At 65.3% G+C, this 14,456-nt stretch carries 13 protein-coding genes; 4 read left to right on the top strand and 9 right to left on the bottom strand.

Going from position 1 to position 14,456, the window contains the following annotated elements; all coding sequences use genetic code 11:
• Nucleotides 1–8 precede the first annotated feature (8 nt).
• A complete protein-coding gene (locus AC0L3C_RS13350; protein WP_473408195.1) occupies nt 9–1,328 on the bottom strand; it encodes an HlyD family secretion protein in 1,320 nt (439 codons plus the stop codon).
• A gap of 196 nt (nt 1,329–1,524) precedes the next feature.
• On the opposite strand from AC0L3C_RS13350, the gene AC0L3C_RS13345 reads away from it, so the two are divergent.
• Together AC0L3C_RS13345 and AC0L3C_RS13340 are read left to right on the top strand one after the other, a co-directional pair.
• Entirely contained in the window at nt 1,525–2,160 is a 636-nt protein-coding gene (locus AC0L3C_RS13345) for a TetR/AcrR family transcriptional regulator (protein ID WP_473408194.1), read from the top strand.
• 53 nt (nt 2,161–2,213) lie between these two features.
• Complete coding sequence (locus AC0L3C_RS13340; protein WP_473347929.1) at nt 2,214–2,549, top strand: DUF6665 family protein; 336 nt, start codon at nt 2,214–2,216, stop codon at nt 2,547–2,549.
• A gap of 110 nt (nt 2,550–2,659) precedes the next feature.
• Here AC0L3C_RS13340 and AC0L3C_RS13335 read toward each other — a convergent pair whose 3' ends face one another.
• The 8 genes from AC0L3C_RS13335 to AC0L3C_RS13300 form a co-directional block, all read right to left on the bottom strand.
• On the bottom strand, nt 2,660–3,208 hold the full coding sequence (locus tag AC0L3C_RS13335; RefSeq protein ID WP_473408193.1) for an NUDIX hydrolase: 549 nt from the start codon (nt 3,206–3,208) through the stop codon (nt 2,660–2,662).
• 250 nt (nt 3,209–3,458) lie between these two features.
• A complete protein-coding gene (locus tag AC0L3C_RS13330; RefSeq protein ID WP_473279006.1) occupies nt 3,459–4,187 on the bottom strand; it encodes a Crp/Fnr family transcriptional regulator in 729 nt (242 codons plus the stop codon).
• A 47-nt stretch (nt 4,188–4,234) separates the two neighbouring features.
• A complete protein-coding gene (locus AC0L3C_RS13325; protein WP_473408192.1) occupies nt 4,235–5,614 on the bottom strand; it encodes an amidase family protein in 1,380 nt (459 codons plus the stop codon).
• 62 nt (nt 5,615–5,676) lie between these two features.
• Nucleotides 5,677–6,687: a taurine ABC transporter substrate-binding protein gene (locus AC0L3C_RS13320; RefSeq protein ID WP_473262946.1), complete on the bottom strand. Its 1,011-nt coding sequence runs from the start codon at nt 6,685–6,687 to the stop codon at nt 5,677–5,679.
• 29 nt (nt 6,688–6,716) lie between these two features.
• Nucleotides 6,717–7,556 (bottom strand): ABC transporter permease, encoded by an 840-nt coding sequence (locus AC0L3C_RS13315; RefSeq protein ID WP_473408191.1) that lies wholly within the window; start codon nt 7,554–7,556, stop codon nt 6,717–6,719.
• A complete protein-coding gene (locus tag AC0L3C_RS13310; protein ID WP_473279002.1) occupies nt 7,553–8,851 on the bottom strand; it encodes a M20 family metallopeptidase in 1,299 nt (432 codons plus the stop codon). Before AC0L3C_RS13310 ends, AC0L3C_RS13315 begins: the two co-directional genes overlap by 4 nt.
• 316 nt (nt 8,852–9,167) lie before the next feature.
• The gene (locus AC0L3C_RS13305; RefSeq protein WP_063995210.1) at nt 9,168–10,358 is read right to left on the bottom strand and encodes an extensin-like domain-containing protein; all 1,191 of its coding nucleotides are present in this window, start codon (nt 10,356–10,358) and stop codon (nt 9,168–9,170) included.
• A 306-nt stretch (nt 10,359–10,664) separates the two neighbouring features.
• Nucleotides 10,665–11,513: a DUF2147 domain-containing protein gene (locus tag AC0L3C_RS13300; RefSeq protein WP_473408190.1), complete on the bottom strand. Its 849-nt coding sequence runs from the start codon at nt 11,511–11,513 to the stop codon at nt 10,665–10,667.
• Between the two features lie 195 nt (nt 11,514–11,708).
• Here AC0L3C_RS13300 and AC0L3C_RS13295 point away from each other — a divergent pair, with 195 nt between their 5' ends.
• Together AC0L3C_RS13295 and AC0L3C_RS13290 are read left to right on the top strand one after the other, a co-directional pair.
• Nucleotides 11,709–12,497, top strand: a complete 789-nt coding sequence (locus AC0L3C_RS13295; RefSeq protein WP_473408189.1) for a DUF2147 domain-containing protein — start codon at nt 11,709–11,711, stop codon at nt 12,495–12,497.
• A gap of 323 nt (nt 12,498–12,820) precedes the next feature.
• Complete coding sequence (locus tag AC0L3C_RS13290; protein WP_473408305.1) at nt 12,821–14,281, top strand: FecR domain-containing protein; 1,461 nt, start codon at nt 12,821–12,823, stop codon at nt 14,279–14,281.
• Nucleotides 14,282–14,456 lie beyond the last annotated feature (175 nt).

Genomic DNA, 14,456 nt, shown 5'->3' with positions numbered 1-14,456 from the left:
CAGGCGCGCTACTGCGGATGGATCATGGTGGCGTCGTCGAGATCGACCTCGCTGTCGGCGTCGGCCGCGCCCTTGTTGGTGTCGACGGTCGCAGTGACCGACATTCCGGCACGGAGCAGGTTTTGCTTCGCGACCGACTTCGGCACGCGGATGCGGACCGGCACGCGCTGCACGATCTTGGTGAAGTTGCCGGTGGCGTTGTCGGGCGGCAGCAGCGTGAATACCGAGCCCGCGCCCGCCGCGATGCTGTCGACGACGCCGGAGAACTTGCGCATGCCGTAGGCGTCGACCTTGATCGTCACCGGTTGGCCGGGGCGGATGCGCTTGAGCTGGGTCTCCTTGAAATTGGCGTCGATATAGACGTTGTCGAGCGGCACGACGTTGCCGAGCCGCTGGCCAACCGCGACGAAATCGCCGGCACTGACGAGGCGGTTCGAGAACGTGCCGTCGATCGGCGCGCGCACCGCGGTGAAGGCGAGATCGCGCTCGGCCTTGGCCAGCGTGGTCTTGAGCTCGGCGAGCTGCGCCTGCGCTTCGGCCTGCTGCGCCTTGGCGACGTCGACATTGCTGAGCGCGACATCGTAGGCGGCCTGCGCAGCCTTGACCGCGGCGGCGCCCTGGTCGCGTCCGGCTTCGGAGCTCTCGAAGGTGGCGCGCGAGGCAAAACCCTTGTTGCTGAGCGCCTGCTGGCGCTCATAATCGAGGTCGGCGCGCTTGAGGCCGGCTTCGGCGGAGACGAGCTGCGCCTTGGCCTGTGCGACCTGGCTGTCGAGCGCCGCGACCTGGCGGCCGATGCGATCGATGGTGGCCTGCTGGGTCGCGATCCTGGTCGCGGCGGCGTCGACCGCGATCTTGTAGTCGCCGTCGTCGATGCGGAAGACGATGTCGCCGGCGCGCACCGTCGTGTTGTCGCCGGCGAGGATCGAGGAGACGTGGCCGGCAACGCGCGCGCCCAGCATGGTGTTGTTGGCGCGGACATAGGCGTCGTCGGTCGCGACGTAGAAGCGGCCGACTAGGGTGTAATAGCCGGCATAGCTCGCGGCCGCGAGCGCCAGCACCAGCCCTACTCCCATCATCACGAACTTGCGCTTGCCGGACTTCGGCGCGCCGGCGGCGACGGGCGCCTCTGGGGCTGCGGCCGGCTTGTCGGTCACGGGCGTCTCCGGCGCCTCGCTGGGGCGGCGCTTGGTTTCCTCGGCCACATGAGAGCGCAACTGCTCGGCGAGAGCTACAGACGTCTCGGTGGCGGCGTCACCACCCGCGGGCGTCGGCGTCTCCACGGCGTCCGGACGAAGGACGCGCGCAGCCTGGTCTCTCAGTACGGCCATGAAGGCCTCCCCAAAAAAAAGCGCGATGAGGGACGGCCGCCGTGCGGCCGGGTCCCTCTCGCCGATCCCAAATATCATTGACCGAACGGTTCGGTCAATATAGATAATATTCCCGGGCAGACCCTACTGGCCCGAATCCTTTATTTCGGTTTCATGACCCTGAACCGATCCAAAAACTTTCCGAGACCCTGAACCAATGGTTGTAGCCGTCCGCGAACATCTGCACGTCATCCAGGAGGAGGACAGCTCCAAACGCCGCCAGATCCTGGACGGGGCCCGCAAGGTGTTCATGGATCTCGGGTTTGACGGCGCCAGCATGGGTGAGATCGCCCGCGCGGCGCAGGTCTCCAAAGGCACGCTTTACGTCTACTTCGCCGACAAATGCGCGCTGTTCGAAGCCATCCTCGAGCAGGAGGCGCTCCAGCACGGGCAGGTCGCGTTCAATTTCGATCCGGCACGCGATGTTGAAACCACGCTGAAGGATTTCGGCCGGGCCTACAACCGTTTGCTGTGCCGGCCCGGCGGCGGATCGGCGATCCGCACCGTGATGGCGATCGCCGAGCGCATGCCCGATCTCGGCCGGCGCTACTATGCGCGGGTGCTGGACAAGTCCATCAACCGCCTCTCCGACTATCTCAACACCCATGTCGCCTCCGGCGATCTCGCGATCGACAATTGCGATCTCGCGGCGTCGCAGTTCATGGAACTGTGCAAGGCCTCGCTGTTCCTGCCCTTCGTCTTCCAGGCCGCGCCCGCGCCGTCGGAAGAGCGCATGAGCGAGGTCGTCGACAGCGCGACGCGGATGTTCCTGGCGGCTTATCGGGCGAAGTAGCGGCAAGCCGGGCCTGCGTTGCAGGCCGCTCCGGCGGCACTATATTCGGGCTCATGTCCCGTGATCTCCGCCCGCCCGTCGATATCCTCCATTACGAGATTGTCCAGGAACAGGCCTCCGCCCTCGGACGGATGGGCCGCACGCTCGAACAGGCGCTGGCGCGCCTGCGCGAGTTCGACGCCGCCCATGCCCTCCCCGAGGTGCCGGCCTCGATGCAGCCGGCCAGGCGCAAGCTGGTGATGGAAGCCGGCCACGCGCTCTGGATGTTCGTGGTGCAGCGTGAGGCAACCGGCCTGCGCGACAGCCGCCACATCATGCGGACCTACAATGTCCCGGCCGAGGTGCAGCTGTGCATGGGGCTGGTCCCAGCACCGTCGAAGTCGGGCTGAAAATGATTTTCGACGGCGCCGGAATACGTGAAGAACAGGTACCGAGAACCGGACATATGCGGTGCAGCGATAACCGGCTTTGCCGCTGGAAAGCCTGATCCGTCTTGCGCTTATGCTCCGATTGCGCGGAGCGCCTTATAGCCCGCGGCAACCGACGCCATAGATTTAATTGTTCCGTCTTCGAGCGCTTTAAGCACTTCCTGCAGCGACATCAATACAACTTCGACTCCTGACGCCTCTTCCAATTCGTCAAGGCGTTGACTGCCTGTCAGCGCACATCCGCTCGCAAGGAAAATATGCACTAGATTCGAATTCTTGGTTGAATCGTCAAAGCAAGTTCCGAGGTCGATCATGTCGCTCGGCGAATAGCCGGTCTCTTCTTCAAGCTCCCGCGCTGCTGCCGTCATCGGTGATTCCGACTGAAAGGTGCCGGCCGGGAATTCCAACGTGATTGCCTGCACGCCATGCTTATACTGCCGAACGAGGATAACATCGTTTTCTCTTGTGAGCGGGACCGCAATAGCCACATTAGGCCGCTGCGAGACAAAGTAGTCGTCAACAACGCGCCCATTGGGCAATTTAACGGTGTCTCGCCGGAGCTTATACCAGCGGTGGTCGAAGGCCATTTCGCTCGACAGTAGTGTCCAAGGCTGAATCAAGAGACCTTCCTCGCTGGTGAGATGGCCGTTTGAGGTTAACTGGCCCGTTCCGGCACTGGCAACTCCAATTCGTCCTGCACCGCGTATAGCAGATTCAATCGCCTGAGCCAGACCGTGCGTGAATCTGGCAATCGAGTGTTCGCGCGCATTGCGCGAGCCGCGCCATGTCCGAAGTGGGAAGGCTGCCCATCATGCTCAACGCGGGAGACTTCCGTCTTGCGCCGGTAGCTGACCTTTATGAGTACACGACCTAGTCGGTCACCTGCTTCCGTAACGCAGCGAGATCGTTGACGACCATCTTGGTTGGGCCGGTCCAGATGATGCCGTCGTCCTGGAGGCGGCTGAGGATCAGGCTGATCGACTGGCGCGTCGCGCCGATCATGCGCGCGAGATTGGCCTGCGTGATGCGGCCGAGCGAGATCGGGCCGCTCTCGTCCTGGGCCGCGTTCTCGCACAGCTTGACCAGGAGCAGCACCAACCGTTCCGCCGCCTTCTGTCCCGCCAGCGTCTGCGCCAGCATCGAATAGGTCTCGCCCTTGAAGCCGAGACACTCGATCAGCGCGACTGCGAACGACGGCGACTGCGCGATCAACCGGCGGACCGCATCCTGGTCGAGATGCAGTGCTTCGACCCGCCCGAGCGCGCGGGCCGACCAGCTGTGGCGGTGATCGCCGAGGATATAGGGCGCGCCGACGAAATCGCCGGTCTCCCAGGTGGAAAGCATCAGTTCGCGCCCCTGCGTGCCGGCATGGGTGCTTTCGACGATCCCGTTCAGGATGATGTGGACGCCATTTGCGGGCTCGCCCTCCCGCAGCAGATATTCGCGGTTCTGGTAGGTCGCGAGCCTGCCGGTTCGCATCACCAGCTCCAGATCGGGCTTGTCCAACGCCTTCAGCACATAACGTCCGGTCCCGGGCCGTGGCAGTTCGGCGCGCGGCTCAGCTGGATCGGCCACCTCATGCGCATCGCTGCGCCCCACGATCGGTCTCCCTTCGAGTGACGGCTCGAAGGCTAGGAGGTCTCCGCTCAGATTGCAACGCGGCGCAGATGGTCGGGCTCGGCCGAAGCCTCCATGAAAGCGCAAGCCAGATCGGTGAGCAGGCGCTCCCGGCCGGCCGGCGCCAGGAACGTGACGCCATAGGGCACGCCGGCTGCGGTGACGGCGTTCGGAACGGCGATGGCGGCCAGGCCCAGCGGGTTGGCGTAATTGGTGTAATAGCCGTTGTTGAAGTTGGCCGTCAGCGGGTCGCGCGCAACGTCATCGATGCTCAGCACGGTGCCGACCGTCGGCACGACCAGCGCGTCGTGAACTTGCCAGAAGTCGCGCAGCGATCGCTGGACCTCCTTGACCTTGTAGAGCGCACGGTAGGCGTCGGCCGCCGTGAACTTCCGGCTGCCGAGGACGAGGTCGCGCACGATCTTCACGCCCGCCTCCGGATTGGCGTCGAGGAACGCGCCGACCGAGACGTCCCGCTCGGCGAGGAACGGTCCGAAAAACATCAGATCGTTGACCGAAATGAACGGCGAGAAGTCGACCGATGCGACCGACAGATCGAGCTGCCGCAGCTTGCGAAGCCCGTCGCCGAACAGCGCCTCCGTCTCCGCATTGCCGAAGAAGCTGAGCTGATCCGGACGCGTCGTTGCGATGTTGAGCGGCCGCGCTGGAGGAGCCTGCTCCGTCCATCCGGCGAAAGCTTCCGGCGAAAAACAGTCCTCGACATCGCGCCGCGCCAACACGCGATAGATCTCGTGGCCATCGCGGGGGTCGCGCGTGTAGAGCGAGATGGTATCAAAGCTACGGCACGCGTAGACCATGCCGCGCTGACTGAAGGCGCCGGGCGCCGGCTTGAAGCCGGTCACGCCGCAATAGGACGCCGGCACCCTGCCCGATCCGCCGGTATCGGTGCCGAACGCAAAGGACGATGTGCCCGTCGCGACCGATACCGCGGCGCCCGAACTGGAGCCGCCGGGGATGTAGTCCGGATTGTGCGGGTTGCGGGCGATCCCATAGGGCGAGCGCACGCCGACGAGGCCGGTCGCGAACTGATCCATATTGGTCTTGCCGAGATAGATCGCGCCGGCCGCGATGGCGTCGGCGACAACCGGGCTCGTGTCTTTGGCGGTGTAGGCGAATTCCGGGCAGGCCGAGGTGGTCTGCTCACCGGCCACGTCGATACAATCCTTGACCGAGAACACGAGGCCGTAGAGCGGCAGCTCGCCGATCTCGCCAATGCGGGCATCGAGCGCACGCGCCTTTGCCATGACGCTTTCGGGATCTGCCGTCGAGATCCAGACGCCGCTCTGGTCGGCGTGATCAAGGCGCGACAACACATAAGCGGCGACATCGGACGGCTTGAACTCACCGCGGCGATAGGCGGCGCGGAGGTGGCGAGGTGCGAGATTCATGTCGGTCACGTGCTTGCGGGAATTGGCGATGTGCCGGCGAGACAAGCCCGCCGGCACCGATCCTAGCGGCCGATCACCTTCTCCAGATAGGCGGGCTGGATGAAGGCTTCGAAGTCGGCGCGCGGCAGCAGCTTCGGCAGGCGCTCCTGCTTCACCAGGAAATCGGCGGTCGAGATCAGCGTGTCGACGAATTTGCCTTTTTTCGCGGATGTGCCGAGATATTCCTCCGTGAGCTGCTTGTTGCAGGGAATCATCCCGGTGCCCTTCATCATTCGCTGCGCGTCCTCGATCGGCAGCGAAAGCTCTTCCGCGATGATCTCCGCGGTCTTCTCCGGGTTCTTCAGCCAGAAATCGATGCCTTCGCATTCGGCCTTGATGAACTTGTCGACATAGGACGGATATTTCTCCGCGAACGCGTTCATGACGACGCCGATGTCCCAGGTCGGGTAGCCGCGCTTGGCCATCTCGCCCGAGGTGACGAGGATCTTGCCGCCGTTCTTCACGGCCTTGCCGAGATTCGGCTCCCAGAACCAGGCCGCGTCGATGTCGCCGCGAAGCCAGGCCGCCGCGATGTCCGACGGCGCGAGGTCCAGAATCTTCATCGAGGCGGGATCGACACCCTCGTCCTTGAGCGCCTGGAGCAGGAGGTAGTGTGTCGTGGAGCCGAACGGCGCCGCCACTGTCTTGCCCTTGAGGTCCTTGAGCGAGGTGATGTTCTTGTCGGCGCGAACCACCATCGACTCGACGTAGTCGAGCATGTTGATCACCAGGATGCCCTTGATCGGCAGGGCGCGCGTCGCGCCGATCGCGGTCGGCGGGTTGCCGAGGCCGCCGAAATCGACGTCGTTGCCGGCGATCGCGCGCAGCATGTCGCCACCCCCGCCGATCTTGACGTATTTGATGTCGACGCCCGGCATCTCCTTGGCGAGCAGGCCAAGATGCTTGGTGACCAGCTGCGCGTTGACGAGGTTCAGATAGCCGACGGTCACCTTCGCCGGCTTGTCCTCGGCGCGGACTGCGGCCGTGAGCGCCAACGTGGTAACCGCGAGCGTCGCAATCAGTCTCTTCATCATGGAGGTCTCCCCTAGGATCAGAATTGGATTCAGGCCCACGGCATCATCAGTTTGGCGATGCCGCGCATCATGAGATCGAGCACGACGCCGGTGAGGCCGAGCACGATCAGCCCCATGATCACGACGTCGGAGAGCAGGAATTTCGCGGCGTCCCAGATCATCCAGCCGATGCCGGCGGATGCCGCGACGATTTCGGCGGCGACGAGAACGGTGTAGGTGAATCCGAGCGAGATGCGCATGCCGGCGAGAATCAGTGGTCCCGCCGCCGGCAAATAGACGTGAAACAGCAGGTGTCGCCGGGTCGCGCCGAGCGACTGGGCGGCGCGCACATAGACCGGGTCCACGCTGGTGACGGCCTGGATCGTCGAGATGACGATGCCCGGCAGACCGGCAAGAAACAGCAGCGACAGCTTCGAGCTCTCACCGATGCCGAGCCACATCACCAGCAGCGTATAAAGGCCGAGCGGCGGCAGCGGCCGGTAGAACTCGATCAACGGATTGAGCAGCGCGCGAGCGTTGCGCGACACGCCCATGAGGACGCCGAGCGGGATGCCGATCAGGCAGGCCAGCGCAAAGGCGGTGAGGATACGATAGAGGCTTGCGCCGAGATGCTGAAGCAGGGTCGCGCCCTGATATCCCTTCGTCATCGTCTTCACGAACGCGGCCCAGACCGCCTGCGGCTTCGGCAGGAACAGCTCGTTGGCCCAGCCCATCTCCGTGACGATGGCCCAGCCGGCCAGCAGCATGGCCACGGTCAGCGTCGAGAGCAGCACCGATCGCGAGACCTTCGGAAGCCGCAGCCGCAAGCTGCCGCGTCGCGTGCGATCCGGCGAGATTGGAATCGTCATGTGGGTCGCCTCGACGCTCATGTCCGCACTCCCAGGATCTGCATGATGGTCAGCGCGTAGATCCGCGTCGCCATCACCGACTTGGTGATCGAGATGTTCTCATTGTCGACGGCCCAGCCGTCTTCTCCGGGACCGAAGGTCACCGCATTGATGCCGGCTTCGCGGAAGCGGATCGTGTCGTTGAAGGCGTTCTTGCGGTTGACACCGGGCTCGCGGCCCATCAGACGCCGGTAAACCGCGCGCAAGGAGCGGCAGGGCTCCTCCTCGACCGGCACCGGTTCGGTCGCGTTGACGAACAGCGAGCCCGGCACCTGGCGCACCTCGACCCTGACGTCGTTCACGCCCGCAAAAGTGTCCCGTCCGAGGCGCTCGATGTCCGCAATCACGCTCGATAGCGTCATGCCGGGCACGATGCCGACCACGGCGAGCGTGATGGTGCAGGCATCCGGCGAGAACTGCATCTCGCCGGGCAGGCCGGACCGAATGCGCACCACGGCGCAGCAGGGCGGCGTATGTCCCATGAACTTGCTGGGGACATGCGTGAACGCCATGTCCTTCAGTTTCGGCAACAGCTTTGCCGCTTCCATGATGGCGTTGACGCTGATGTCCGGTCGCCAGATGTGCGACTTGATCCCGTGAACGGTGAGCTCGATCAGGCAGTGGCCGGAATTGGCCACCGACAGGTTCATGCCCCAGTCCGTGTTGACGTCACCCCAGGCGGTCGGCTCGGCGGTGATCTCGTAGTCGGCGGTCAGGCCGACCTTGTTCAGCATGTAGATGGAGCCTTCGGTGCCATTCCGCTCCTCATCGACGGTGTAGCAGCACATCAAGGTGCCATCGAACTTCACACCCGCTTCGGTCAGGGCCTGCACTGCGAGCAACGATGCAGCGAGGTTTCCGCGCGTGTCGGACGTGCCGCGCGCATAGAGCAGATCGCCGTGGCGCGTCGCCTTGAACGGATCGAAATCCGTCATGTGCCATTTCTCGGGCTCGACGGCCGGATAGGTGTCGAGGTGATCGTTGAGAATGAGCGAGGGCGCGCCGTCGCGTCCCTTGAGCACGCCGAGCACGTTCGGCCGGTGCGGCTGCGCGCTGTGCTTGGTGACCTCCATGCCGAGCGCCTCGAGCTTGCCCGCGACCAGCATCGAGATCGCCTCTTCCTCGGCAGGGGGCAAATCGGGATCCAGCGGATTGCCGGAACGGGGCTGGCCGGTGCGGATCAGCTCGGATGCGAGTTCAAGCCAGCGCTCCTCCGTGATGCGCGACAGCACGCGCTGTTCGAGATCCGAATAAGGAGGGGTGACAGGCATCTGCATGACGGGATCCGCTGGCTCACGGCGCCGGCAGCGCCGCTTCGTGGCAGCCTCCTCATTGCAGCGACCGTGCCAACCGCCGAAAAAGCCCGCGGCAGCACAATTGTCTTTCTGACTTCAATGACTTAGGTGAGATTTGCGCGTGCGCAAATTTTTGCGCCCGAGATGCGCTCTGCCGAAGACGCGGCGCCGGCTGAACAGGCTGGGATCAGCGCGGGGCCGGCCGGCGTGGGGTCGTAGCCCGCATGGAGCGAAGCGGAATGCGGGAACGCCTTCCCGGATTGCGCTGCCCGTAATCCAGGCTACGGGCCATGCGCAATCAATCGTCGGCGTACTCGTCCTCTTCGTGCTTGCGCGCCATGCTCTTGCGCGTGCCCAGCGAGCCGGTCACGGAGGGATCGCGCGCATTCGCATAGGGATTGCGCCCGCCCGCCCGCGCGGCGACCTCTTCGCCGGAGACGGCGGCGGGCTGGCAGATCAGGCGGCGGCTGGCGCGGCGCATCAGATCGACGTGGATGTGATCGTAATGGTAGACGTTCGAGCCCGGCGCCAGCACCGTGGTGAAATGCACGCAAGCGCCCGACTGCACGTCGCGCAGGAAGCCCTGCTCTTCCGGCATGCCACGCCAGCCATCCTTCACGGTAACGCGGCGGCCGTCGGCGAGCACGAAGGCGGCGATGTCGAGCGCGTTGCCGAAGGCGTGCTCGGAAATATGGGCGTGCGAATTGCCGTTCATGCCGCGGCAGGAATAGGCGGAGATCTGCTTGATCTCCGCGACGCGGGTGCCGAACCAGCGCATCGCCGAGGGCTGCACGGTGTCGGCGAGCCAGCGGTCGAGCTCGGAGACGATCGGACAGGCCAGCGTCGCAACCGGCTTGATCGCAACAGGGCCGACGGCGGTGACGGGATTGCCCCGTGCCGGACCAAGGCGCGGCAGCGGTTGCTGCGCGGGCGCCTGCGAGTACGGCGCCGGCCGCGCCGGATAGCTCGGCGCATTCATGTAGCGCGACGCGCCCGCGGCATCGGTGCCCTCGGGCGGCAGATCGATCTCGTCTTCCTGCTGATCCACGCCGGGTGCGTTCAACGACACCGGGCCGGACGGCGCGCCATAGCCGGACGGCTGTCGCACCGCGCTCTCGGGATAGTTCGAGCGTTGCGGATAGCTCTGGCTTTGCGGGTAATTCGATCGCGGCTGCGTCACCGGCCAGCGCGGCTGGCTGCCGACGTTCCCGGGCGGTCGCAATTCCTCGTCGGCAAAGCCGTAACTGCTCGAGCCTTCGCCGAGGGCGGCGACCTTGAGCGGAAACTCGGCGCCGCACATGCCCGGCCCGGAGATCGGGTCGATGCGGACGAGATCCGGCCCCTCTTTCACCGCGCCTGATTTCAGGCATGCGGCTTCGGCCTCGGCCCGCCACGGTTCACGTTCGGCCTGGAAGAAGCCGCGTCCGCAACCCGCTAACGAAACAAGGACGATGGAGCCGACGAGATACAAACGAACTCCGCGCGTCATGCACGCACGTTCGGTGAATTTACTTAAAGACTCTTCAACGTGTTGATTTCAGTATTCTTTAACCATGTCAGCCCGCGCCGGCAGCAGCACCTGCCGGTAACGAGCGACAGCAAGGCTGACTTTTTCGAAAAGAGACTTTCTGTTAACCATGACGCTCTCGCGCAAGGCGGCGCGACAGTGGGAGCGACCTCATGACCTTCGCCGGGAGACTGAGCGTTATCACCGCGTACCTCGCCATGGCCTTTGTCGGCGCCATCGTGCTCGGCATGATCTAGCGGCTTCAGCCGGAGGTACCGAACGCCTCCCTTACGACCGCGCGCTCCATTGCCGCGACGTCGTGATCAGCTTCGCCGGCCGCTCTTCGGCTCGCGTCCAGTCGTTTCCGGAACACCAGAAGTGACCCAGTGCGCAGGCTTCGACGTGAAGCTTGCCGGAGCTCTTCAGCGTCATCGTCGCATAATAGGTGCTGCCGCTGGAGCGGCTGTAGATGTTGCCGGTCCAGACGTCGTGTGTTTTCGGCTTCATGTTGACGAGCACGCTCTCGCCCCTGGTCGATGTTTCCGTCAGCGCGAAACCGCACAGTGCCGGGCCACAGCGTTCGATGCGGACCGTGCCCTTGGCGCCTGCGCTCTCCCATTCGCCGAGCGGCAAATAGGCCGGCTCGTCGTCGCCGCGCTCTGGGCTCGTCACGGCCTGCTTGATCTCCGGACTTGGCGCGACGACCGGCGCCTCCATGCGCGGCGGATCGAGCGCGACGGTCTTCGGTGGATCCATCCGCGGTAGCTCGACCCGTGGCGGATTGGAGCTTGCGGCCTGCGGCAGGACAATTGGCTGCGATGTCGTTGCGGCAAGGACAGGAGCCGCCGGCGACAGTGGAGGCGCGACCACAATGGCTTGCGCCGGCCTGACCGGAGTCACGGGATGAAGCGGTTGCGGCGGCGGAAGCACCGGCGTCGGCGCCGGTGTCGTATCGACGTCCGGCCGAAAGCTGCGATGGGAGGAAACCGAAACACAGGAAGCCGATCGGCAACGGCTGGGCGCCTCGACCTGAAATCGATGACCACCGATCGAGAACGCGTAAGAGCCGGCCTCGGCTGCGGGCGCAATCGCCATCAGCGCGATCAATGTGCCAAGCGAAGTCACAAGCCGCATCATCGGCGCCTCCCTCTGTGTCGCGACGAGGTTACACAGATGGAATCGCGGCTGAATGTGCGCTGCGTCACCCAGCGCCGGCGAGCCGTTGTGACGTCCATCACAGAACGCCCGACCAGCCCGGCGTAGGGTCGAACCACGCTTCATCCACCCGCGACTTCAGTCCATATCGGGACCGCACATTTTTCGGAGGTTGTCATGAACAAGCTCACCATCGCCGCCACCGCCCTCTTCCTCGCGTCCACCGCCGCCGCGCATGCCGGCAATTCGCTCTCGTTCCAGATCGAGGGGCAGCACATCCGCATCGAGACGCCGCGCAACTGCGCCTCGCTCAATTGCGTGACCATCGTGGCGCCGGGCCTCTCGGACAAGCCGATCAAGCTGAACAACATCAACCTCAAGGGCTTGGGCTCGAAGGACGATGACATCGACACCACGCCGGCTCCGGCTCCGGCCACGACCGCGCAGCCCGCGCCGGCTCCGGTGCAGCAGCAGCCCGTGCAGCAGGCCCCCGTGCAGGCGAACGCACCGGCAGCGCCCGCTATCGCGGCACCAAGCACGACAGTTGCCGCTGCTCCGTCCGCCGGCTACGACGCCACGACACAGACCGCGCCCGCTGCAGCTCCCGCTCCGGCTCCCGCTGCTGCGCCCGCGCCGGTCGCGGTTGCTCCGGCCCCGGTGCCCGCCGCGCCTGTCGCAGTTGCCAACACGCCGATCGGCGTCTGGGCCACCGAAGAGAACAAGGGCAATGTTCGCGTCGAACAGTGCGGCGTCAATCTCTGCGGCTACGCCGCGAAGACCAACGAGCGCATCCTGATCAACATGAAGCCCGACGGCGCGAAGTGGAGCGGTCGCATCCACGATCCCGACTCCGGCCGCAATTACGACTCGACGATCGCCATGAAGGGCCCGAATGCGATGCGCGTGCAGGGCTGCGCCTTCGGCGGCATGTTCTGCGGCGGCCAGACCTGGAAGCGCGTGAGCTGAAGCACCACCACCGTCCTTTACTATCGTCATCCCGGGCGATGCGAAGCATCGACCCGGGATCATGCGCGACAGTCTCAGTTTATCCCCTCACCCTGAGGAGCCTGCGAAGCAGGCGTCTCGAAGGGCGAAGGCCCGGGATCGAGAGCCGGGCCTGCATGGTTCGAGACGCGCGCAAGGGCGCGCTCCTCACCATGAGGGGAAAGAGTTGGGTTTGAACGTTCACCGCCTCCGTGCGATAGACATTCATCCGCCGTTCAGCTGTAGCCGGCTGATATCGGTCGATCTCGCCTCGCGTTTCTCACCGGAATCTCCTCGTGATTTTTATCGTGGCCTGGCGCCGCTTCTTGTTCGCGCTTGTGCTGCTGGCGTCGCCGCCAGCCGGCGCGAGCGTTGCGTTCGCATCCGATGCGATCGAGCTTGCGCAGGCGCAGCCACAAGCGCAGCCGTCGCCCGCCCCCTCGCCGACGCCATCGGCTTCACCCGCTCCCGCGACCGAGGCGCAGCCCGCCGCCGTCGAGCCGATCGGCAACGTCGCGACGGTGACGGGCATCGCGACCGTGATCCGCGACAAAAATTCCTATCCGCTGCGGGTGCGCGACGACATCTATCTCAACGACGTCGTGCAGACTTCGTCGAACTCCTCGCTCGGTATCACCTTCGACGACGCGACCACGTTCAACCTCTCCGCAAGCACGAAGATCACCATCGACACTTACGTCTATGAGGACGGCGGCAAGCACAACGCAGGCATTTTCGACATCGGCAAGGGCACCGTCGCCTTCGTCGCGGCGGCGGTGGCAAAGACCGGCGACATGAAGATCACGACGCCGACGGCGACGCTCGGCATTCGCGGCACCACGGGCGTCGTCGACGTGCCGGAAGGCGCGGCCGCGAACAACGCCAACAACGTCAACATCAAGCTCTATCCCGACGCCGACGGCCGGGTCGGACACATCGACGTCGACGACCGCACGAGCGGGACGCGGCTCGGCGCGCTGACGCAAGGCGCGAGCGGTTTTGCGATCCGGCCGGGCGCCGCCGCTGCCGGCGTCATGCGCTTTGCCGCGGTGCCGATCACGATTCCCGCACAGCAGATCGCGCGCGACCGCGGCTTCGTCAGCCAGGTGCATCTGGCGCAGACCACGGGCCGGCAGATCGTCACCGAGCAACGCGACTTCCGCCGCGCCAATCCGACCGCGAGCCCGCGCATTCCGCGGCCGTTCCAGCCGCCACAACAGCAACAATTGCGGCCGAATACGGCGCCAGGACAACAGCCGCAGCAGCCGCAACAGCCGAACGGCCAGCCCGGTCAGAACAACCGTCCAGGCCAGCAGCAGCCGGGCGCGCCAGGTCGCCAAGGCGCGCAGCCGCCGCAGCGGCAGGGTCAAGCGCCGGGCCAAGGCGGCGCCGTGCAGCCCGCGCCGCGCGCGCGTCAGGGTCAGCAGCAACAAGGCCAGAAGCAAGGCGCGGTACGTCCGGCAGGCCTACCGCGCGCCGGTCAAGGCACGCAGCTTGACGGCACGCCGCAAACCCGGCCGCAACGCGGTGGGCAGCTTCCGACGCAGCCCGGCGGAGTCGTACCGCCGCAGCCGGGCGGAACGCAGCAGCAGCCCCACGTGCAGCCGCAACTTCCGCGCACCGGCATGCAGCCCGGCCAGCCGCCCGCCGCTCAACAGCCAGGCATGCAGCGACCGAGCGGATTCCAGCAGCGCCTCCCCGCCACGCAACGCCCCACAGCGCCGCGAAGGCCAGCGCCGGCTCCGAAGGAGAAGGAGCGGCGGTGACTTCTCCCTTCTCCCCTTGTGGGAGAAGGTGGCGCGAAGCGCCGGATGAGGGGTTGCTTCAGCGAACTCAACTGCAACAGATTCGTGCGCGGAGAGAACCCCTTGTATCTGCACGGCCAGCATTTGTGCGATGGAAGTGACTTAGCGCCTTGGCCGGTGGCCACCGGCCAAGGCG

It is taken from the genome of Bradyrhizobium sp. WSM4872, assembly GCF_055811715.1.
This window is presented reverse-complemented; position numbering and strand designations above follow the sequence as displayed.